This is a genomic window from Streptomyces sp. NPDC050263 (assembly GCF_040655955.1).
Taxonomy (GTDB): Bacteria; Actinomycetota; Actinomycetes; order Streptomycetales; family Streptomycetaceae; genus Streptomyces.
Genome location: NZ_JBFAKW010000014.1, coordinates 66,084 through 84,846, shown reverse-complemented (window position 1 = coordinate 84,846; position 18,763 = coordinate 66,084). Strand labels below are relative to the sequence as shown.

Annotated in this window: 25 protein-coding genes; 19 read left to right on the top strand and 6 right to left on the bottom strand. The window is 71.5% G+C overall.

Annotation, left to right across the window (positions count from 1 at the left end; all coding sequences use genetic code 11):
* Positions 1-30: 30 nt before the first annotated feature.
* Positions 31-615, top strand: coding sequence for an isochorismatase family protein (locus AB0J04_RS09445; protein WP_363167761.1), 585 nt, complete (start codon positions 31-33; stop codon positions 613-615).
* Positions 616-657: 42 nt separating this feature from the next.
* On the opposite strand, the gene AB0J04_RS09440 is transcribed toward AB0J04_RS09445, so the two are convergent.
* The 3 genes from AB0J04_RS09440 to AB0J04_RS09430 all read right to left on the bottom strand — a co-directional run bounded on the left by AB0J04_RS09440 (position 658) and on the right by AB0J04_RS09430 (position 2,508).
* Positions 658-813 (bottom strand): hypothetical protein, encoded by a 156-nt coding sequence (locus AB0J04_RS09440; RefSeq protein ID WP_363167760.1) that lies wholly within the window; start codon positions 811-813, stop codon positions 658-660.
* An 18-nt stretch (positions 814-831) separates the two neighbouring features.
* Complete coding sequence (locus AB0J04_RS09435) at positions 832-1,890, bottom strand: hypothetical protein (protein WP_363167759.1); 1,059 nt, start codon at positions 1,888-1,890, stop codon at positions 832-834.
* A 108-nt stretch (positions 1,891-1,998) separates the two neighbouring features.
* Entirely contained in the window at positions 1,999-2,508 is a 510-nt protein-coding gene (locus AB0J04_RS09430; protein ID WP_351910039.1) for a SigE family RNA polymerase sigma factor, read from the bottom strand.
* 131 nt (positions 2,509-2,639) lie between these two features.
* Between AB0J04_RS09430 and AB0J04_RS09425 the strand changes: the two genes are divergently transcribed.
* Positions 2,640-3,008 (top strand): hypothetical protein, encoded by a 369-nt coding sequence (locus AB0J04_RS09425; RefSeq protein WP_363167758.1) that lies wholly within the window; start codon positions 2,640-2,642, stop codon positions 3,006-3,008.
* Between the two features lie 13 nt (positions 3,009-3,021).
* Here AB0J04_RS09425 and AB0J04_RS09420 read toward each other — a convergent pair whose 3' ends face one another.
* Positions 3,022-3,213: a hypothetical protein gene (locus tag AB0J04_RS09420; protein WP_363167757.1), complete on the bottom strand. Its 192-nt coding sequence runs from the start codon at positions 3,211-3,213 to the stop codon at positions 3,022-3,024.
* Between the two features lie 11 nt (positions 3,214-3,224).
* Positions 3,225-4,076: a helix-turn-helix transcriptional regulator gene (locus AB0J04_RS09415; RefSeq protein ID WP_363167756.1), complete on the bottom strand. Its 852-nt coding sequence runs from the start codon at positions 4,074-4,076 to the stop codon at positions 3,225-3,227.
* A 270-nt stretch (positions 4,077-4,346) separates the two neighbouring features.
* Between AB0J04_RS09415 and AB0J04_RS09410 the strand changes: the two genes are divergently transcribed.
* The 15 genes from AB0J04_RS09410 (at position 4,347) to AB0J04_RS09340 (ending at position 16,471) form a co-directional block, all read left to right on the top strand.
* Positions 4,347-4,871: an ATP-binding protein gene (locus AB0J04_RS09410; RefSeq protein ID WP_363167755.1), complete on the top strand. Its 525-nt coding sequence runs from the start codon at positions 4,347-4,349 to the stop codon at positions 4,869-4,871.
* A 325-nt stretch (positions 4,872-5,196) separates the two neighbouring features.
* On the top strand, positions 5,197-6,066 hold the full coding sequence (locus AB0J04_RS09405) for a hypothetical protein (protein WP_363167754.1): 870 nt from the start codon (positions 5,197-5,199) through the stop codon (positions 6,064-6,066).
* Between the two features lie 74 nt (positions 6,067-6,140).
* A complete protein-coding gene (cpaB, locus tag AB0J04_RS09400; RefSeq protein ID WP_363167753.1) occupies positions 6,141-6,848 on the top strand; it encodes a Flp pilus assembly protein CpaB in 708 nt (235 codons plus the stop codon).
* Positions 6,849-6,861: 13 nt separating this feature from the next.
* A complete protein-coding gene (locus AB0J04_RS09395) occupies positions 6,862-8,118 on the top strand; it encodes an AAA family ATPase (protein WP_363167752.1) in 1,257 nt (418 codons plus the stop codon).
* A 4-nt stretch (positions 8,119-8,122) separates the two neighbouring features.
* Complete coding sequence (locus AB0J04_RS09390) at positions 8,123-8,506, top strand: TadE/TadG family type IV pilus assembly protein (protein WP_363167751.1); 384 nt, start codon at positions 8,123-8,125, stop codon at positions 8,504-8,506.
* A 1-nt stretch (position 8,507) separates the two neighbouring features.
* Positions 8,508-8,879 (top strand): TadE/TadG family type IV pilus assembly protein, encoded by a 372-nt coding sequence (locus AB0J04_RS09385; RefSeq protein WP_363167750.1) that lies wholly within the window; start codon positions 8,508-8,510, stop codon positions 8,877-8,879.
* A 14-nt stretch (positions 8,880-8,893) separates the two neighbouring features.
* Positions 8,894-10,231, top strand: coding sequence for a CpaF family protein (locus AB0J04_RS09380; RefSeq protein WP_363167749.1), 1,338 nt, complete (start codon positions 8,894-8,896; stop codon positions 10,229-10,231).
* 5 nt (positions 10,232-10,236) lie between these two features.
* Positions 10,237-11,181, top strand: coding sequence for a type II secretion system F family protein (locus tag AB0J04_RS09375; RefSeq protein ID WP_363167748.1), 945 nt, complete (start codon positions 10,237-10,239; stop codon positions 11,179-11,181).
* A gap of 25 nt (positions 11,182-11,206) precedes the next feature.
* Entirely contained in the window at positions 11,207-12,094 is an 888-nt protein-coding gene (locus AB0J04_RS09370; protein WP_363167747.1) for a DUF5936 domain-containing protein, read from the top strand.
* Positions 12,095-12,303: 209 nt separating this feature from the next.
* A complete protein-coding gene (locus AB0J04_RS09365) occupies positions 12,304-13,533 on the top strand; it encodes a histidine kinase (RefSeq protein ID WP_363167789.1) in 1,230 nt (409 codons plus the stop codon).
* On the top strand, positions 13,533-14,306 hold the full coding sequence (locus AB0J04_RS09360) for a response regulator transcription factor (RefSeq protein WP_363167746.1): 774 nt from the start codon (positions 13,533-13,535) through the stop codon (positions 14,304-14,306). Before AB0J04_RS09365 ends, AB0J04_RS09360 begins: the two co-directional genes overlap by 1 nt.
* A gap of 108 nt (positions 14,307-14,414) precedes the next feature.
* Complete coding sequence (locus AB0J04_RS09355) at positions 14,415-14,651, top strand: Flp family type IVb pilin (RefSeq protein WP_363167745.1); 237 nt, start codon at positions 14,415-14,417, stop codon at positions 14,649-14,651.
* The gene (locus AB0J04_RS09350; RefSeq protein WP_363167788.1) at positions 14,648-15,229 is read left to right on the top strand and encodes a pilus assembly protein TadG-related protein; all 582 of its coding nucleotides are present in this window, start codon (positions 14,648-14,650) and stop codon (positions 15,227-15,229) included. Before AB0J04_RS09355 ends, AB0J04_RS09350 begins: the two co-directional genes overlap by 4 nt.
* A 35-nt stretch (positions 15,230-15,264) precedes the next feature.
* Positions 15,265-15,849 carry a hypothetical protein gene (locus tag AB0J04_RS09345; protein ID WP_363167744.1) on the top strand — a complete coding sequence of 195 codons (585 nt, stop codon included), beginning with the start codon at positions 15,265-15,267 and terminating at the stop codon, positions 15,847-15,849.
* 7 nt (positions 15,850-15,856) lie between these two features.
* Positions 15,857-16,471, top strand: a complete 615-nt coding sequence (locus tag AB0J04_RS09340; protein WP_363167743.1) for an OmpA family protein — start codon at positions 15,857-15,859, stop codon at positions 16,469-16,471.
* Here AB0J04_RS09340 and AB0J04_RS09335 read toward each other — a convergent pair.
* The gene (locus tag AB0J04_RS09335; RefSeq protein ID WP_363167742.1) at positions 16,446-16,823 is read right to left on the bottom strand and encodes a DUF192 domain-containing protein; all 378 of its coding nucleotides are present in this window, start codon (positions 16,821-16,823) and stop codon (positions 16,446-16,448) included. The two genes, AB0J04_RS09340 and AB0J04_RS09335, sit on opposite strands and share 26 nt — an antisense overlap.
* Before the next feature lie 71 nt (positions 16,824-16,894).
* Between AB0J04_RS09335 and AB0J04_RS09330 the strand changes: the two genes are divergently transcribed.
* Positions 16,895-17,464, top strand: a complete 570-nt coding sequence (locus tag AB0J04_RS09330; RefSeq protein WP_363167741.1) for a dihydrofolate reductase family protein — start codon at positions 16,895-16,897, stop codon at positions 17,462-17,464.
* A 73-nt stretch (positions 17,465-17,537) separates the two neighbouring features.
* Positions 17,538-18,308 (top strand): methyltransferase domain-containing protein, encoded by a 771-nt coding sequence (locus AB0J04_RS09325; RefSeq protein ID WP_363167740.1) that lies wholly within the window; start codon positions 17,538-17,540, stop codon positions 18,306-18,308.
* The last annotated feature ends 455 nt before the right edge of the window (positions 18,309-18,763 follow it).

Below are 18,763 nucleotides of genomic sequence, written 5' to 3'. Positions count from 1 at the left end.
CTGCTGATCCCCTAGGAGAGGTGGCAGGCCGTGGCTGTGACCGTGCTGGACGACAAGACCGCGCTCGTGCTGATCGACCTTCAGGCCGGCACGCTCGCCGCCCCCACCAAGCCCTACCCGGCGGCGGACGTGGTGGCCCGGGCCGCCGAGCTCGCCGACGCCTTCCGCGCCGCCGGCGCCCCCGTCGTCCTGGTCCGGATGACGACCTCGCCCGACGGCGCCGACGCGACGCCCGGCCGCAGCGAGGCGGCCCGACTGGCCGGCGGCCGCTCCCGCGCCTACGACCTGGGCCCGATCGCCGAACCGCTCACCGGTCACGACGAGGACATCCTGGTGGCCAAGCGGAACTGGGGCGCCTTCCACGGCACCGACCTCGACATCCGGCTGCGTCGCCGGGGCGTCACCCAGATCGTCCTGGGCGGCATCGCGACCAGCCTCGGCGTCGAGTCCACCGCCCGCGCCGCTCACGAGCACGGCTACCACGTCACGTTCGCGACCGACGCGATGACCGACATCAGCGAGGACGCGCACCGGCACAGCGTGTCGTACCTCTTCCCGCTGATCGGCGAGCCGGGGACGACGAAGGAGATCCTCGCGCTGCTGGCCGACCGCTGACGGACGGGCCGTCGGTCGCCGACCCGTCAGCGACACCGGCTCTCAGCCGCCGAGCACGTCCCACTGCGAGTTGAGCGCGATCTTCCGCAACTGGGCCATGGTCAGGGCGGGTTCCGGACGGGTCGCGGCCGTCGACCGGCTCCCGGAGTCGAACGCGCTGATCACCGCGCGCCTGCCGTCCTTGCGCATCGTGTCCACGACGACGTGGACGAACCCCTACCGGCCGCGGTCGGCGGCGATCTTCAGGCTGTCCGTGAGGGTCATGCCCAGGACGGAGAGCATCCACCGGACCGGGGCGCCCGGGTCGGTCCGGGACGACGCGGCGACCGGGTGCGGCTTCGTGTCCTTCTTCAGCTTGTCCGTGAGGGTCATGCCCAGAGCGGGGAGCATCCGCTGGACCTGGACGCCCGGGTCGATCTGGGACGACGAGGCGGCCGAGTGCGGCTTCGTGTCCTTCTTCAGCTTGTCCGTGAGGGTCATGTTCGTCTCGGGGATGGCGGCGATGATCCGGCGCCACTCGCCGGCCACGGCGAGCGCCTTCAGCTGGGCGGTGGTCAGCGGCGGTTCGGGACGGCTGACCGGCTCGCCCTTCTCCGCCGGCGCGTTCCACTCCAGGACGCTCACATGCTGCCCGGCCGGGGTGACCAGGTCCGCGCCCCACGCCTTGGTGTCCTCACGGCGGTCGGGATACTCGTAGCCCTGGTAGACGGTGATCGCGGACCCGTCGGGCAGCAGCTCGGTCTTACAGCTGTCGAGGCCCGAATCCGGACCGTCCGGGCACGGCGTCACCCTGGCGGACGGATCGATGCCCCCCGCGTCCGCGGTGAGCCGGTCCAGCCCCACCGAGATGGCCGCTTCGCCCTTGCCGTCGTCGAACACGCCCGAGGCGAGCGGCGGCAGCTCCCCGCCCGTGCCGCGCGCCTCCGTCTTGCTGAACTTCCCCTGGGGGAGCAGCTTCTGGAGCGTGCGGACGACGTAGTCGGCGGAGAACGACGGCTGCGCGGGGGCGCGACTGCCGGTCGCGGCGACGGTGGACTGCTCCGGGGTGCCGTCGGCACCGCCCCACGGCACCAGCAGCGCCCCGCTCACCCCCACGAGGGCGAGGCCTGCCGCGCTCCCCGCGACCGCGGCCCTGCGCCGCAGCCGCAGCCGGTGTCCCCGGGCCTGACCGGCGGCCGCGAGCGCGGCGCCCGGGTTGCCGAAGGTGCCGCCGGTGTCGTGCAGGGCGGCGGAGAGCTGCTCCTCGAAGGTATCGCTGTGTTGGTCGACGGGCATGGTGATCACCGTTTCCGCAAGGGGGTCGAAGTGATGGGTCGAAGTGATGGGCGAAGGCGAGGGGGAGCGGAAGCCGAACCGGCCGAACCGGCAGTCGTGCGGGGAGGCTCAGGGGCGGGCGTACTCGCCGATGTCCTCGCCCAGCAGTTCCCGCAGCCGTCCGAGGGCCCGCGTGCACCGCGTCCGCACGGCCGCCGAGCTGGCGTTCATCGCGCCGGCGGTCTCCTCGATCGAGCGGTCCTCCCAGTACCGCAGGACCACCACGGCCCGGTCCTTGGCGGGCAGCCGCCCGAGGGCCTGCAGCAGCGTCATTCTCAACGGCGTGTCGGTGCCGCCGCCGTCGGCCACGTCCGGGAACGTGTCGACGGCCCGCTCGCGGCTGCTGCGTCGGCGCTGGTGGGCGAGGAAGGTGCGGGTGAGGACGGTCTGCGCGTACCCGGCCGGGTTCTCGACCCGGGACACCCGGCCCCAGCGGACGTACAGTCTGCCGAGGGTCTCCTGGACCAGATCCTCGGCGAGATGCGTGTCCCCGGCGGTGAGCAGACACGCCGACCGGTAGAGGTGCCCGGTACGCGCCGCCGCGAACTCGGCGTACTCGTCCGCGCGGACCTGCCTCATGAGTGTTCCCCCTGCGTCGGTTGCCGTGCTGTCCTCACCTCATTAATGCGGCGGGGGGCGCGGAATGTTTCAGGGGAGCCTTCCAGGGGACCGAAAGCGGGCGCACAGAGGCGGCCGGGTAGGTTGCGGCTGTGACAGACCAGCCGCCTACCCCGCCGCCTCCGCCGGGCTTCGGCCCGCCCCCGCCCCAGTACGCCCCGCAGGCGGGCCCGCCGCAGCCCGGACCGGAGTTCCTGGCGGTCGACAAGCACAACTCGGTCGTCGTCGACGCGTCGGGCGTCGCCTTCGAGATGTACGACATCACCGTCGACTTCCCCTGGGTCGAGATCCGCAGCGCGCACTACAAGGCGAGCCCCAACGGCAAGGCCCTCATGGTCGCCGTGGTGCACCTGGACGGCAGGGTCTACGAGTGCGTGGTCACGGCGAAGCCACGAGAGCGCTTGCAGGGTTGGTTCGCACAGCTGGCATGGGTGCTGGGGTACTACCGGCCGGCGGGGTAGTCGTCCCGTCGCCTCAGAGCAGGTGGTCGGCCTTGCCTGCCTTGATGTCGAGGATCATCGTGCGGAGCGCTTCGCGGGAGTCGGTGAGGTAGGAGTCCTCAGCACCGGCTATGGCGATGTAGGCATTGCCGGTGGGGTCGGTGCCGAGGCGGAAACAGCTGGCTCCCTCGCCGCAGAAGGGCTCCTCCCACGTGATGTCGTCCATCTGACGTCTCCTCACAGGCTGTTGGCGATGTCCCGGACGAAGTCGCGTGATGCCTCGGGCGAGAGGGCGATGCCCTCCATCCAGTCCAGGTGCGTACGGTACTTGGCCAACTGTGCCTCCCCGCCCAGGAATTCCGGCCCGTGGGTGCTGTCGACCTGGACGGTGTCCAACTGGGGCACCGGACCCTCCAGGAAGTTGAAGGTCTGCCCCGAGCCGGGAAACGTGCCGGCGGCGAACGGAATGACCAGCAGACGCACGGCTGGACGCTCGGACGCGCTCAGCAGTCTCTCCAGCTGAGCGCGGGCCACCTTGCGCCCGCCGAACTGCATGCGCACCGCGGCCTCGTGCACGACGGCGACGTATTCGGGCGGGTCCGCCCCCTCCAGCACCTGCTGTCGCTCGACGCGGTACGCCAGCCGCAGTGCGGTCTCGTGCTCGGGAAGCGGCGGCAGCACGGCCCGGAAGAGTTCGAGGGCATGGTCGCTGGTCTGCAACAGCCCCGGAACGTGGGCGACGTGGACGGTCCGCATGCGCGTCGCGTACGCCTCGAACTCGGCGATGTCCAGCAGTCCGGCGGACAGGGAGCCCCGATAGCGTTCCCACCATCCACGGCCGTTGGGCCGCGCCATGCTGACGAGCGCTTCGACGTACACCGGGTCCGAGCAGTCGCAGTTGCACGCGAGGGTGCGCAGTCGTTCCGGGCTGATGGTACGGATGCCCGTCTCGATGTTGGAGATCTTCGCGCGGTCGAGGCCCAGCAGTCCGGCGGCCTGGTCGACCGTTATCCCCGCCGCCGTCCGCATCCTGCGCAGCTCACTGCCCAGACGCTTCTGACGCTCGGTGGGTGTCGTCCTCGGGGGCATGCCGTTCCTTTCCGTGCGGTTCGTCAGCAGTCTGCCGCCAATCGGTTCCGACTGGCCACGATCGGGTCAATTTCGCGGACTGCGTGGTAATTGACCCGGTTGCCACCCTACATTGAGTGACGTAACCGCTACGCACCGGCAGTCGGCAGTGCACCGCGCGAGCCTGCCCGCACGCTCCTTTCTTGGGAGGGACAGGGCCCGCGCCAGGGAGGCGAGCCACCGACTGCGCAGGCGAACGACGGCCGTGACGACGAACGACAAGGACCCCCCATGCCCTACTCCCACTCCCGCTGTCCCCTCGCCCCCGTCTACCCCGCGGACTTCACCGCCCCCGTCCCCGAGACGCTCGCCTACAGCCTCACGCTCCCCGCCGCCCTGGCGAGCCCCGCCCTCGCGAGGGCGACCACGCGCGAGCTCCTCAAGGCGCACGGACTGCACGACATGCTGGACCCGGCGCTCCAGGCGGTCGGTGAACTCACCGCGGTGGCGGCCCAGTTCACGGAGTCGCCGAACTTCTATGTCTCCCTCCGCTTCCGGGCCGACACTCTGCGGGTCATCGTGTACGACAGCCACCCCCGCCACACGCAGCCCCACCTCGCCGCGGAGTGCGACACCCGCCGCCGCGCGGCCCTGCGGGTCCTGGCCTGCGTCTGCCGTTCCTGCGACGGCAGTTGGGGTTTCGGCGAGGCCCACGAACCCGGCGGCGGGACCCGGATGTGGGCGCGGCTGCCGAGGGCGAGCGCGGCGGTGTACGGCACGGGGAGCCCGCACGGCGCCCCGGCCCTGGCCGTCTGATCCGCCCGCGGCCGTCCTGCGGCGAGGCGTGCCCCGCGCGCGCTCGCCGCAGGACGCCGACCCCGCCCGGTGTGGGGTGCGGCGGGCGAGAGGGCTGGTTCAGACCAATCCGGTTGTCAAGGGGTCCGTTTGTGGAGGGTCGGTGTGCGTAACCTGCCCCGTTTTGCTGTGAGTTGCGCGAAGAACAGTTGCTTACCGGCTACGGAAAGCTGTTCTCCGGCCACAGGGGCGTGGATACAGTGCTGAGGTAGTCACGCAATGAAGTCACCTCGGTGCGCCGGAGTTACGCCGGTGGGCCGGACCGCGGGAATCGGGGGAGCTGCGCGTGCCAACAGCCATTGCCGTGACCGGAGCAGACCTCGCGCTGCCGCCACAGGACGAACGCACCCTGCCCGCAGCCGTCCTCGCCGACCTCGACCGCCAGCCGCTCGAACGGTCCCTCGCCGCCGTCCAGACGCTTCTCGACCAGTACGGGCACCTGATCGTCCTGTACTCCCGGGCCGTGCCCGCCGTCGTGGAGCAGCGACTGCACACCATCCGCTCCCTCCTGGAGAGCGACCGCATCGCACTGTTCCGGCCCGACCTCCCGCCGCTCGGCGTGGCCGTCCTCGCCCGCCAGTTGCGTCAGCTGGCCTCCTGCGACCTCGGGCCCGGCGTCCTCGCCTCCGCGGGCCGGCTGCTCACCCACTACATCCACGCGGGCGCGCTCCTCGGCTCGGTCGCGCGCCTCGACCGCGTTCCCGTCGTCGGCCTGAAGTCGCATGCCCGGTCGTGGGTCCCGGGCGCCCAGTTCGGCGTGCTCGCCCACCCACAGCCGCAGTTGATCAGGGCGACCCCCGAAACCGTGCTGCCCGGCCCGGAGTTCGGCACCTGGCTGCTCGTCGCCCGCGGACAGCTCCAGTCCGACTGGGTGACCGACGCCCTCGCCCCCGCCTGGAAGGTGCAGGGGCTGCGGGAGACCACACTGCCCGCCGAGTCCGCCGACTGGTGGGGCACCGGCAAGGCCATCGAGTTCTGCGCCTACCTGCCCGACCTGTCGGTCCTCTACCAACTGGTCGCCTCGGTCCGGCAGAGCGTCTGCCACTGGTGCGGCATCGACGTCATCGGCGACCGCTGCGTCTTCTGCTCCGCGACCCCGCCGGCCGCCTCCGAGCTCACCGCCCGATCCGCCCGCGCGCTCACCGCGGGCGGCTGAACCGCCCCGAGCACCCCGTCCCAGGCCCCCGTTCCGTCCGCTCGACCCGACCCCCAACGAGGTTGTACCGGCTCATGAACTCCCGTCAGCGCCGCGGCGTGATTCTCCTGCTCCTGTCGGTGGTGTGCGCCCTCGGCGCGTTCGCCGGCGTCCTCTCCGTCATCGACGACGTGAAGTCCAAGGTCGGCCCCGAGGTCACCGCGTACGAGCTGCGCTCCGACGTGGCGCCCTACACCACCCTGAGCGTGGGCCAGTTCAAGAAGATCGAGATGCCGAAGCGCTGGCTGTCCGAGAACGCCGTCACCGACCTCGCCGCCATCAACGGCAAGATCGCCGTGACGACGCTCAAGAAGGGCTCCCTGCTCCAGAGCGACATGATCGTCGACCAGCCCGCGCTCCAGCCGGGCCAGCAGGAGGTCGCCATCATGATCGACGCGGCCACCGGCGTGGCCGGCAAGATCACTCCGGGGTCGTCGGTCAACGTCTACGCCACCTTCGAGGGCGCCCGCGCCACCGACCCCGACCAGTCGAAGATCATCGTGACGAACGCCCGGGTCCTCGACGTCGGCGAGCTGACCGCCCTCGAACCGGACGCGAACAACCGCGGTCAGTCGGTCACCGACGCGGTCCCCATCACCTTCGCGCTGTCCACTCTCGACGCCCAGCGCATCACGTACGCGGAGTCCTTCGCCAAGCGCGTCCGCCTCGCCCTCGTCGCACCCGGCGGCGACATCCCGGTCCCCGACCAGGACCGCACGTACGAACTCGCCACGGACAAGTGAGAGGCCGCCGCCCATGCCCACGAGGATCCTCCCGGCCGTCGGCGACGCGGACGCGGTCCGTTCCCTCACCACCCTGCTCAGCCAGCTCCCGGACGCCGAACCGGTCGCCCCCGTCTCCGACTCCACCCAGCTCGTGGACACCCTCGCCCGGCTCGCCGCCGAGTCGGTCGACGAACTCCCCGAGGTCGTCGTCGTCCACGAACGCATCGGCCCCGTACCGGCGTTGGAACTCGTCCGCGAGGTCGCCCTGCGCTTTCCCGCGGTGGGCGTCATCCTCGTCACCACCGACGTCGGCCCCGGCCTGTTCGCCGCCGCCATGGACTCCGGCGCCCGCGGCCTGGTCACCCTGCCGCTGAGCTACGAGGAGCTCGCGGGCAGAGTCCAGGCCGTCGCCCAGTGGTCGGTCGGCGTCCGACGCCATCTCGGCCACGGCGGGGACGTGTTCACCGGCGTCGGCGGCACAGTCGTCACCGTCAGCGGTGCGAAGGGCGGCGTCGGCGCGACCCTCACGGCCGTCCAACTCGCCCTGGCCGCCCAGGCGTCCGGCCGCTCCACCGCCCTCGTCGACCTCGACCTCCAGGCCGGCGACATCGCCTCCTACCTGGACGTCCAGTTCCGCCGTTCGGTCGTCGACCTCGCCGCCATCGCCGACCTCTCGCCCCGCATCCTCGCCGAGGCCGTCTTCCGCCACGACACCGGCGTGGCCCTGCTGCTCGCCCCCGGCGAGGGCGAACGCGGCGAGGAGGTCACCGACCGCGCCGCCCGCCAGATCCTCTCCGCCCTGCGCGCCCGCTACGAGGTCGTCGTCGTCGACTGCGGCGCCCAGCTGAGCGGCGCGGGCGCGGCCGCCGTCGAACTCGCCGACCGCGCGCTGCTCGTCACCACCCCCGACGTGGTCGCCGTCCGCGGCGCCAAGCGCACCGTCCGCATGTGGGACCGGCTCCAGATCCGCAAGGCCGAGGAGACGACCGTCGTCGTCAACCGGCACACCCGCGGCACCGAGATCCAGCCCCCGCTCATCCAGAAGATCACCGGCACGGCCATCGCCGCGACCACGGTCCCCGCCAACTTCCGGGAACTCCAGGCCGCCGTCGACGCCGGCCGCGTCCACGCCCTCGACGGCAAGGGCGCCGTCCGCCAGGCCCTGTGGGCGCTCGCGGCGGAGCTGGAGCTCGTCAAGGCGCCGGAGACCGCGCCGGCGCGCCGGGGCGGCGGCCGGGCGCGCGCCGCGGACCGGAGCGCGGTCGGGTTCCGGCGGCGGAAGGAGTGACGCCATGAGGAGACCGTGGGGGCGCGACCGGGGCCAGGTCACCATCGAGTTCCTCGGCATGACACCGCTGATCATCGTGACCCTGGTGGTGGTGTGGCAGTTCGTCCTTGTGGGGTACACGTTCACGCTCGCGGGGAATGCTGCCGACGAGGCGGTGCGGGCCGCGGCGGCCGCGCCCCCGGGGGAGCGGCAGGCCGCGTGCCAACAGGCGGGCCTGTCCAAGCTGGGCAGCGCGTGGAAGGGGAACGCCGAGGTGAACTGCGGCGGCACCGGCTATGTCACGGCCGACGTCACCCTCCACGTCCCCGTCCTCTTCCCCGGCCTGATCGACTTCCCGTTCCCGGTGCACGGCCATGCCGGAGCCGTCGAGGAAGAGGACGGCGACTGAGATGGCGGACGGACGCCGGGCGCGCCGCGGGCGCACCCGTGACCGCGACCGGGGCCAGGTGGCCCTGGAGTACCTGGGTTTCCTCCCCCTGCTCCTGCTGGTCGCGCTGGCCGCCGTCCAGCTCGGCCTGATCGCGTACGCGGCGCAGCAGGCGGGCACGGCGGCCCGTACGGGGGCGCGCAGCGCGTCGCTGCGGGAGAACTTCGGCGCCGACTGCGCGAACGCGGTCAGCAGCTGGCTCGAGGCGGGCTGCGTGAGCGCCGAACTGGGCGACGAGGTCCGGGTCACCTCCACCGTCACCATCCCGTCCGTCATTCCCGGCATCGACTTCGGCACGGCCAGCAAGACGGCCGTCATGCCGGTGGACCACTGAAAGGCGGCGCAGTCATGAGTCTGCGGGCACGCATCACCTCCCCCGAGGAGAACGGCGGCCGGGGCGAGGACGGCCACCTGGTCTCCTCCTACCGGACCAAGCTGCTGGAGGAGATCGACCTCGCCGAGATGAGCTCGCTGGCGGCGGCCGAGCGCCGGGCCCGGCTGGAACGGGTGCTGGGGCACATCATCAGCCGCGAGGGCCCGGTGCTGTCGACCACCGAACGCGCCCAGCTGATCCGCCGGGTCGTCGACGAGGCACTGGGCCTCGGCATCCTGGAGCCGCTGCTCGAAGACGCGTCGATCACCGAGATCATGGTGAACGGCCCGGACTCGATCTTCGTCGAGCGCGGCGGCCGGGTCGAGCAGCTCCCCCTCCGCTTCGCGTCGAACGACCAGCTGATGCAGACGATCGAACGCATCGTCTCGACCGTCAACCGGCGGGTGGACGAGACGAACCCGATGGTCGACGCCCGCCTCCCCTCGGGCGAGCGCGTCAACGTGATCATCCCCCCGCTGTCGTTGACCGGCCCCACCCTCACCATCCGCCGCTTCCCCCGCTCCTTCACCCTGCACGAGCTGGTCGGCTTCGGCTCGCTGGACGAACAGATGCTGTACCTGCTGGCGGGCCTGGTGCAGGCGAAGTTCAACGTGATCGTCTCCGGCGCGACCGGCACCGGCAAGACGACGCTGCTGAACGCGCTCTCCGGCCTGATCCCGGAGGGCGAACGCATCATCACCATCGAGGACTCGGCGGAACTCCAGCTCCAGCAGTCCCACGTGATCCGCCTGGAGTCCCGCCCGCCGAACGTGGAGGGCAACGGCCGCATCACCATCCGCGACCTGGTCCGCAACTCCCTGCGGATGCGGCCGGACCGGATCGTGGTCGGCGAGGTGCGCGGCGGCGAGTCCCTCGACATGCTCCAGGCGATGTCCACCGGCCACGACGGCTCCCTGGCCACCGTCCACGCAAACAGCGCCGAGGACGCCCTGATGCGCCTGCAGACCCTCGCCTCGATGTCCGACGTCGAGATCCCCTTCGTCGCCCTCCACGACCAGATCAACAGCGCGGTGGACGTCGTCGTCCAGCTCACCCGGTTCGCCGACGGCGCCCGCCGGATCACCGAGATAGCCCTGCTCGACAGCCACGGCGGAGAGCCGTACCGGCTGGCGACGATCGCCCGCTTCAACGCCCGGCCGATGGCCGCCGACGGCCGCATCCACGGCGACTTCGAGTACTTCCCCCTCCCGCGCCGCACGGCGGACCGCCTCTACATGGCGAGCCAGCCGATCCCCCAGGCTTTCGGGGTGGCGCGCACGGCACACGAACTGACGACACGGGAAGCCCGGTGACGCCGATGGACCTCGACACCCTGACCACCCTCACCACCGGCGTGACCGTCCTGACCTGCGCCCTGGCCGTCGCCGGTCTGCACGCCTACGGCAGGGGCCGCGCCCAGCGGGCCGAGCTGATCGAACGCCTCTCCTACACCGGCCGGCTCCCCGGCACCGGCCGCCGACGCCGCTTCCGCGGCCTGGACCGCCGACTGCGCGGCACGAAGTCGGGCCGCGACCTGGAGCTGAGGCTCGCGGCGACGGGCCTGGACGTGTCGCCCGGCGAGTTCCTCGTCCACATGCTGGCGACGGTGGCCGGCCTGTGGCTGATCGGCGACGCCGTCCTCGCCCCGTTCTTCGGCCCCATCGCCGGCCTCCTGGGCGTCTGGGCGGCCTGGCAGTTCCTCAACTGGCAACGCCAGAAACGCATCGAGCGGTTCATCAACCAACTCCCCGAACTGGCCCGCATCCTGGCCAACGCCACCCACGCGGGCCTGGCGCTGCGCACCGCCATCGGCATGGCGGCGGAGGAGCTGGAGGCCCCCGCGGGCGAGGAACTGGCCAAGGTCGCCAACCAGTTGACGGTCGGCCACTCCATGGACGACGCCCTGGGCGAACTCGCCGACCGCCTCCCCTCCCGTGAACTCGTCGTCCTCGTCACCACATTGGTCCTCTCCAACCGGGCCGGCGGCCAGGTCGTCGGCGCCCTGCGGAACCTGACGGAGACACTGGAGGAACGCAAGGAGACCCGGCGCGAGGTCCGCACCCAGCTGGCGCAGGTGAATCTGACCTCCTACGCGGTGCCCGTACTGGGGGTCGGGGCGTTGTTCCTCATGAACAGCGTCGAGGGCGGCACGCTGGACCGTATGACGGGCTCGCCCGTCGGCCAGGCCTGCGTGATCATCGCGTTCGGCCTGTACGCGGTCGGCTTCGTCCTCATCCGCCGTATGTCCCGCATCGACGTCTGAGCGACCTGGGGAGGAGAGGGACGCCATGGAGTACCTGCTCGCACTGGCCGTGGGGCTGAGCGTCTGGGGCATGTTCGCCGGCATCCGCATGTACCGGGCCGACGTGAAACTGCCCAGCGACCTCCAACTGGCCCTGGAGGTCGGCTCGACCCGCACCAGCGCGGTCGGCTCGGTCGTCGACCGGATGGGCATGCGGTACGCACCCGCCGTGCTGCGCCTGATGGGCCCCAAACAGGTCACCCGCTACCGCCGCAGGATCGACCTCGCGGGCAACCCGGGCGGCCTGACGATAGACCGCTACGCCGCCCGGCGCGCCGTCTACGGCGCGATCGGCGCGATCGGCGCGCTGGCCGCCCTGCTCCAGGGCAGCTACTTCATCGCCCTCCTCATGCTCGCCTTCGGCCTGTTCTGGTCCGAGGTCGGCATCTGGTCCGCGATCCGCATCCGCAAGGACGCCATCGAACGGACCCTGCCGGACTTCCTCGACGTCCTCGCCGTGGTCGTCAGCGCGGGCCTCGGCTTCCGGCAGGCCCTCGACCGGGTCGCCTCCAAGTACGAGGGCCCCTGGGCGGACGAGATCCGCATCACGCTCCGTCAGATGGACCTCGGCGTGAGCCGCCGCGAGGCCTTCCAGGAACTGCGCCGCCGCAACGACTCCGAGCAGGTCGCCATGTTCGTCACGGCGCTCCAGCAGGGCGAGGAACTCGGCGCGCCGATCGTCGACACGCTCGTCGCGATCGCCAAGGACATGCGCCGCACGGACGCGCAGAACGCCCGCCGCAAGGCGGCCCGAGCGGTCCCCAAGGCCACGCTGATGATCACGACGTTCATGGTCCCGGCGACGATGCTCCTCCTCGGCGCGGGGATGCTGCTCGGCTCCGGTACGGACTTCAGCTCGATCACGGGCGAGTAGGCAGGCGGGCGAGCGGGATGACGGCCATGACGACCATGACGACGCCGGGCACGGCAGGGCGCGGCGAAGCACTGAGGCGGCGCGTGCGGCTGCTGGGCGTGCGGGGTGTGCGGGGCCTGAGGGGTTTGCGGGGCCTGAGGGGTTTGCCGGGCCGCCGCGCGCAGGCCCCCACCACGCCCATACCGCTCCAGGTCAACGCCCTCCAGGCGATGTGCCGCCAGGTCTTCGGCTTCCGCCTCGCCATGATCGCCGTCGCCGCCCCGTCCGCCCTGCTGAACGCGGCCCCGGGCCTGGGCGTCCGCCTGGTGGGCGCGGCCGTGGTCGTCACCTTCATGGGCTCCTACGTCCTCTTCCGGGACTGGGAACGCTTCGGCCCCCTGCTGCTGCGCCACCCCGCGCTCCTGGTCGCGGACACCGTCTTCGGCACCCTGCTGCTGATCTCGGCGGGCCCGGACACCACGCTCGCCTACGTCAGCGTCTGCACCCCCCTCCTCGCCGGCATCGTCTACGGCTGGCGGGGCGCCGCCTGCTTCGCCTCCTTCCAGTCGCTGATCCTGCTGCTGGTGCACGCGACCCTCGGGCGGGATCCCGGCGCGAGCCTCGCCGAACGGTTGCTGCTGCCGGGCCTGTGCGTCATCACCGGCGCGATGGGCTCGTCGCTGCGGGGCCTCATGCTCCGCTTCGGCGCGGCCACCCTGGCCCTGACCACCGTCAAGGCCCGACTGGCCGTCACCGAGGCGGTCGCCGCCGAACGCGCCCGGCTGGCCCGCGAGATGCACGACTCCGTCGCCAAGACCCTGCACGGCGTGGCCCTCGCCGCGGACGCCCTCGCCCGCTCGGCCGCCTCGCCCGACATGGACCCGGCCCGGGTGCGGCAACACGCCGAACTGGTCGCGCGGGCCGCGCGCCGCGCCGCCGCCGAGTCCCGCGAACTCCTCACCGACCTGCGCCGGGAGTCCGATCCGGCGCCCGGAGTCGACGTCCTGCCCGAACTGGCGGCCAGCACCAGCGACTTCGCACGGCGCACCGGCCTGCCGGTCACCTACCACCCCTCCGGCGACCGGACGACCCTCCCCGTCCCGCCCGCGGTCGCCCGCCAACTCCTCACGATCACCTCGGAGGCCCTGGAGAACGCCCACCGCCACGCCGCCCCGACGCACGTCGAGGTGCGGGCGGCCGTGCACGGCGAGCTCCTCACCCTCAGCGTCCACGACGACGGCCGGGGCCTCCCACCCGACACCACCCTCGAACGACTGCGCCGCACCGGCCACTTCGGCCTGGTCGGCATGGTCGAGCGGGCCGCCTCGGTCGGCGCCCGCATCCACATCGGCCACGGCCACGACTCCCGGGGCACCGAGGTGCGCCTGGAACTCCCGCTCGCCGCACTCACCCCGTGCCCCGCCCCGTGCTCCACCCCGTCAAGAAAGGAGGCCGCCTGATGCCGGACGGCGCTGTGCAGCCGCTCTTCCCCCCACCACCCCGGCCGGCCCCCGTGCGCGTGGTGGTCGCCGACGACAACCCGGTCGTCCGCGCGGGCCTGACCGCCCTTCTCTCCGGCCGGGACGACATCACGGTCGTCGCGGAGGCCGCGGACGGTCGCGAGGCCTACGAGGTCACCCTCGACCACCGCCCCGACGTCGTGCTCCTGGACGTCCGCATGCCCGGCGTGGACGGCCTCTCCGCCCTTCCCCACCTCGCGCGGATCGCCCAGGTCGTGATGCTGACCTACAGCCACGAGGCGGAGATCGTCCGGGCGGCCCTGCGCGGCGGGGCCGGCGGCTATCTGGTCCACGGCGAGTTCACCGTGGAGGAACTGGTCTCGGCGGTACGGGACATCACCCGAGGCCGCGCCCACTTCACCCCGACGGCGGCGACGGCGCTCCTCGCGCACATCCAGTCCGATGCGAATGCACACGCCGAACCGGACCCAACACCCCTATTTTCCCCGACATCACCGGAACCGCTTTCGCAGTTGCAACCGACTGTGGGACAGTTGACGCCTGTACATAGGGCGGGGTTCCAACTCAGCGTGAGGGAGGCGGAGATCATGGACTTCATCGCGTCGGGCATGAACAACCAGCAGATCGCCGCCACCTGCTTCATCAGCGAGAAGACCGTCAAGAACCACATCAACCGCATCTTCGCCAAGCTGCACAGCAGCAGCCGCTCCGAGGCGGCCGCCAAGTGGCTGGGCACGGCGGTGACGTCATGACGCCGCGTCGAACCCCTCCCTGGGCCCGGAATTGGGCCCAGGGACCCTCGGCCGAACCGCCGCCCCCGTCGTACGGTGCCCCTCACGCCACGAACGGAGGGGAACGCCATGAGCGACCTGCTGCTGAAGACCGCCGTCGCGGCCAGGGTCCGGGTGAGCGGCTGGACGAACACCACAGTGCGGGCGGTACGCCGCCGCACCGCCGACGACAAGGGACAGACCGCGGTCGAGTACCTGGGCATCATCGCGGTGGTGGTGGCGATCGTGGTACTGATCGCGAACACGAACCTGGGCCAGACGATCGTCGACAAGCTCACCACCCAGATCGGCAAGGTCGCCCCCTGACCCGATCTGCCCGGTACAGAGATGCAGGGCAGGCCTTCCCCATCTACATCACGGTGGTGGCGGGCCTGCTCTTTCTCGCGTTCGCGTACTTCGCGGTCGGCCAGGCCGCGGTCAACCGCAACGGAGCCCAGACCGCGGCAGACGCAGCGGCGCTGGCAGCGGCGCAGGAGACCCGGGACCAACTTGCCGACCTGTGGATCCTGGCCGTCCTCGACCCGACGAAGTGGCAGGACATCTTCAACGGCGTCGGAGCGACCGACAACCCGTGCTGGCGGGCCTATGATCTCGCCGCACAGAACGAAGCCAGCGTGGACGCGTGTGTGCCGGACGGCCTCCGCTTCAGCGTCGACGTCCAGGCGAACAAGTCGGCGGGGGACTCCGTAATCCCCATCACGAGCACCACCTGGGCCCACGCTTCCGCTACAGCCGTGATCGAGTCCCTGTGCACGTTCGACCTGCCGGCCCCCGTGCCGCCGCGTCTCACCTGCAAGGACGGGAAGACATGGGATCTGGACCCGACGGATCTCGATGATCTGCCCGGGCCCGAGGACCTCTTCGACGTCCACCTGGCCGACTGAACGAGCGAACGACGAGTGAAGAAGGAGGCACAGCGATGAGCATGCGGTTCACTGCGAAGGCCCGCAGGGGAACGGTCGCGCTGGCAGTCGCAGCCGGGCTGGCCCTCGGCTCGACCGCCTGCGGTGGCGGCGGTGGCGGCGACGACAAGAAGCCGCAGTCCACGGCATCGTCCTCCAAGACCAGTGGATCGCAGCCGAACACGCAGGAAGAGCAGTCCGACGAGCCGTTGGCCGAGCTGAAGGGCCCGAGCGGGCTGCTGCTTCAGATCACCTCCGCCGTACGCGACTCCGGCGGCTTCGTCACTGTGAACGCCGCGCTGAAGAACGACAGCGGCACGATGGTCACGATCCCGTCCGCACTGAGCGGCAACGAAACCGAGATCATCAACAACGGACGATCTCTCGGCGGAGCCACCCTCGTCGACTCCAAGAGCAAGAAGCGGTACTACGTCCTGCGCGACACGGAGGGCCGGCCGTTGACCACGACCGGGTTCTCCACCCTCAAGGCCGGTGAATCCATCGACGTCTTCCTCCAGTTCCCGGCCCCGCCCGCCGGTTCCACGGACGTCACCTTCCAACTCCCGCTGTTCCCCAGCGGGGTCATCAAGATCTCCGGGTGAGGCGGTCATGACCCCACGTCTTGCTCTGGCGGTGGCCACAGCCACCCTCGTGATCGTCGGCACCGCTCCCGCCGCGCACGCCGACACCACCCCCAGCGTGCCCCCCGGCACCGAGCCCACCGCCACCGCTCCCGTCGAGGTGGACCCGAACGACCCCGATCTCAAGCTCCCCGAGGGCGGCACCCTGGCGGAGCCCAAGGTGCTGGACATCAAGCAGGTCGTCGAGGACGAGACCGGTGACGAGCGGCGGGAGGACACCAACGCGGACGTGACGTTCGCCCTCCAGGCCGAGGTGCTCTTCGGCAAGGACAGCGCGAGCCTCGGCGCGGCGGCGAAAGCGCGGATCGGCACGATCGCCGCGGAGATCAAGAAGCAGAACACCACTCTGGTCCGCGTCTTCGGGTTCACGGACAACCTGGGCTCCTCCGCCCACGGCGACGTCCTGTCGAAACAGCGGGCGGACGCCGTGCAGGCGGAGCTCGCGGGCGAGCTGAACAACCCGAACATCACCTTCGAGGTGCGCGGTTACGGCGAGCAGTACCCCATCTCGGACAACTCGACCGAGGCCGGCCGCAAGAAGAACCGCCGGGTGGAGGTCACGTTCCCGCGGACGGAGGGCTGACCCGGATCTCGACCCGTGCCCCCGCCCGCACCCCCCACCCCTGCATCGCCCCCGCCGCGGCCTCCAGCACATGCCGGGACCGCAGCCGGGGCAGCCCCAGCCGTCCCGGCCGCATGGTGCGTACGGCGATGACCGTCAGCCGTCGGTCGAGATAGGCCACGTCGATCGGCATGCGCATCCGGAACGTGTGCACACTGCCGGCCGGGGTCAGCAGCATCGCCCCGTCCACGGAGTCCCGCCCGAGCAGTCCCTTCGTCCGGGCCCGGTAGGAGGCGGCGACCTCCAGCGGAACCCGCGGGCCGTCACCGCCGCCCACGACCAGTTCTCCTCGCCCGTCCAGCCAGCGCGCCATCCCCGTCTCCCCTCGACCGCGTCGTTACCCTCTGCACGGTAGCGAGCCGGGACACGAAGGGTGGCCGTCGTATGGGGAAGATCGTCCTGATGATGTCGATGTCCCTGGACGGCTATATCGAGGGCCCGGGCCACGACATCTCCTGGCATCGAGTCGACGACGAGGTGCACCGGTACGTCAACGACAGGGTCCGGGAGCTGGGCGCCATGCTCCTCGGCCGTACCACCCACGACCTGATGGCCGACTTCTGGCCGACCGCCGACGCCGACCCGGCCGCCCCCGCCTCGGTGGCCGACTTCGCCGCCATCTGGCGCGGGAAACCGAAGTTCGTCTACTCGCGGACGCTGGAGCACGCGACGGGGAACACGACGATCGTCCGGGACGTGGTTCCCGAGGAGGTGCAGGCCCTCAAGGAGAAGGTGGGCGGCGACCTCGGCCTCGGCGGCGCCGAACTCGGCGCGGCCTTCCTCCGCCAGGACCTGGTCGACGAACTCCGCGTCTACGTCCACCCGGTGCTCGTCGGCGGCGGCACACCCCTGTTCCCGCACACCGCCCCGCCCGCCACGACCGCGCTCCACCTCGCCGGGTCCCGCACCTTCGGCAACGGGGTCGTGGGGCTGCACTACGAGCGCCCCGAGTAGGACGGTTCCTGGGTGCGGCCGGCGTCGCGAAAATCAGCGGCGGCCGCCGCGTCCCCTCTGCCACGCTCACCGTATGGACGTCTTCGAGAGCCTCCTCGCGGAAGGCGGGGCCGTGCCCACCGACGGGTGGGACTTCTCCTGGTTCGAGGGGCGGGCCAGCGAGGCGCGGCCCTCCTGGGGGTACGCCCTGTCGCTGGCCGGGCGGCTGGCCGACGCGAGCGCCGCGCTCGACGTGCAGACCGGGGGAGGCGAGGTCCTGGACTTCGCCCTCGGCCGGGCCGCCCCCGAGGCGCCCGTCCTCACCGTCGCGACGGAGGGCTGGCCGGCGAACGTCGCCAAGGCCACCGCCCTGCTCCGCCCGCGCGGCATCGCGGTCGTCGCGTCCCCCGAGGAGGGCCCGCTGCCGTTCGCGGACGCCGCCTTCGACCTGGTGAGCAGCAGGCATCCGGTCCGGCCCCTCTGGGGCGAGATCGCGCGCGTCCTCCAGCCCGGCGGGACGTACTTCGCCCAGCACGTCGGTCCCCGCAGCGTCTTCGAACTCGTCGAGTACTTCCTCGGTCCGCAGCCGGCGGCGGTGAACAGCGCACGCCACCCCGACCGCGAGCGCGCCGACGCCGAGCGGGCCGGCCTGGAGATCGTCGACCTGCGGGCGCAACGGCTCCGCGTCGAGTTCCACGACATCGCCGCCGTCGTCCACTTCCTGCGCAAGGTGGTGTGGATGGTGCCCGGCTTCACGGTGGAGACCTACCGGACCCGACTGCGCGCCCTGCACGAGCGGATCGAGGCCGACGGCCCCTTCGTCGCGCACAGCACCCGCCAACTCGTCGAGGCGCGCCGCCCGTAGGTCGTCCGCAGGTCCTCCGCAGGCCGTCCGCAGGCCGTCCGAGGAGCACCGCCGGGGAATTGGCCAGGAACCGCCCCTGCCCTTCCGGGCGCCGGGACGACCGTGTGACGCGGGCGTTCGCGTCAAGCCGGCGTTCGTGGCTGCGTTAGCCCGTCGGAGGGACGGATGGACATGTGACCGACCCTGGCTCAAGTCGCTCCAAAACCTCTGCTTCCCTCGGCAATCGGGTGCATTGCCCTGCGAATCCGCTGTGTTCCGGCCATGAACCACCCATGAACAACGCCTGAAACGGCCACCGAGGCGTCGTCGGGCGACTCCGGAGAGTAGTTGTGGCGTGCCGATGCGCGCAGCATCACTTACGAAGGGTTATGGTGGAAACCCCCCCTCGGGCCGGTCCGTCTCCCCCCCCCACGGACCGGCCCGTTTTTTTGTCCCGCACCGCCCGCGGCTCCCGT

What these genes read in the sequence shown, in the direction of transcription:
- AB0J04_RS09360 (WP_363167746.1), top strand. Translation starts at nt 13,533, where the DNA reads ATGCCGGACGGCGCTGTGCAGCCGCTCTTCCCCCCACCACCCCGGCCG.
- AB0J04_RS09345 (WP_363167744.1), top strand. Translation starts at nt 15,265, where the DNA reads ATGAGCATGCGGTTCACTGCGAAGGCCCGCAGGGGAACGGTCGCGCTG.
- AB0J04_RS09395 (WP_363167752.1), top strand. Translation starts at nt 6,862, where the DNA reads ATGCCCACGAGGATCCTCCCGGCCGTCGGCGACGCGGACGCGGTCCGT.
- AB0J04_RS09330 (WP_363167741.1), top strand. Translation starts at nt 16,895, where the DNA reads ATGGGGAAGATCGTCCTGATGATGTCGATGTCCCTGGACGGCTATATC.
- AB0J04_RS09390 (WP_363167751.1), top strand. Translation starts at nt 8,123, where the DNA reads ATGAGGAGACCGTGGGGGCGCGACCGGGGCCAGGTCACCATCGAGTTC.
- AB0J04_RS09355 (WP_363167745.1), top strand. Translation starts at nt 14,415, where the DNA reads ATGAGCGACCTGCTGCTGAAGACCGCCGTCGCGGCCAGGGTCCGGGTG.
- AB0J04_RS09370 (WP_363167747.1), top strand. Translation starts at nt 11,207, where the DNA reads ATGGAGTACCTGCTCGCACTGGCCGTGGGGCTGAGCGTCTGGGGCATG.
- AB0J04_RS09340 (WP_363167743.1), top strand. Translation starts at nt 15,857, where the DNA reads ATGACCCCACGTCTTGCTCTGGCGGTGGCCACAGCCACCCTCGTGATC.
- AB0J04_RS09415 (WP_363167756.1), bottom strand. Translation starts at nt 4,076, where the DNA reads ATGCCCCCGAGGACGACACCCACCGAGCGTCAGAAGCGTCTGGGCAGT.
- cpaB (WP_363167753.1), top strand. Translation starts at nt 6,141, where the DNA reads ATGAACTCCCGTCAGCGCCGCGGCGTGATTCTCCTGCTCCTGTCGGTG.
- AB0J04_RS09435 (WP_363167759.1), bottom strand. Translation starts at nt 1,890, where the DNA reads ATGCCCGTCGACCAACACAGCGATACCTTCGAGGAGCAGCTCTCCGCC.
- AB0J04_RS09430 (WP_351910039.1), bottom strand. Translation starts at nt 2,508, where the DNA reads ATGAGGCAGGTCCGCGCGGACGAGTACGCCGAGTTCGCGGCGGCGCGT.
- AB0J04_RS09375 (WP_363167748.1), top strand. Translation starts at nt 10,237, where the DNA reads ATGGACCTCGACACCCTGACCACCCTCACCACCGGCGTGACCGTCCTG.
- AB0J04_RS09380 (WP_363167749.1), top strand. Translation starts at nt 8,894, where the DNA reads ATGAGTCTGCGGGCACGCATCACCTCCCCCGAGGAGAACGGCGGCCGG.
- AB0J04_RS09385 (WP_363167750.1), top strand. Translation starts at nt 8,508, where the DNA reads ATGGCGGACGGACGCCGGGCGCGCCGCGGGCGCACCCGTGACCGCGAC.
- AB0J04_RS09335 (WP_363167742.1), bottom strand. Translation starts at nt 16,823, where the DNA reads ATGGCGCGCTGGCTGGACGGGCGAGGAGAACTGGTCGTGGGCGGCGGT.
- AB0J04_RS09420 (WP_363167757.1), bottom strand. Translation starts at nt 3,213, where the DNA reads ATGGACGACATCACGTGGGAGGAGCCCTTCTGCGGCGAGGGAGCCAGC.
- AB0J04_RS09365 (WP_363167789.1), top strand. Translation starts at nt 12,304, where the DNA reads ATGTGCCGCCAGGTCTTCGGCTTCCGCCTCGCCATGATCGCCGTCGCC.
- AB0J04_RS09410 (WP_363167755.1), top strand. Translation starts at nt 4,347, where the DNA reads ATGCCCTACTCCCACTCCCGCTGTCCCCTCGCCCCCGTCTACCCCGCG.
- AB0J04_RS09325 (WP_363167740.1), top strand. Translation starts at nt 17,538, where the DNA reads ATGGACGTCTTCGAGAGCCTCCTCGCGGAAGGCGGGGCCGTGCCCACC.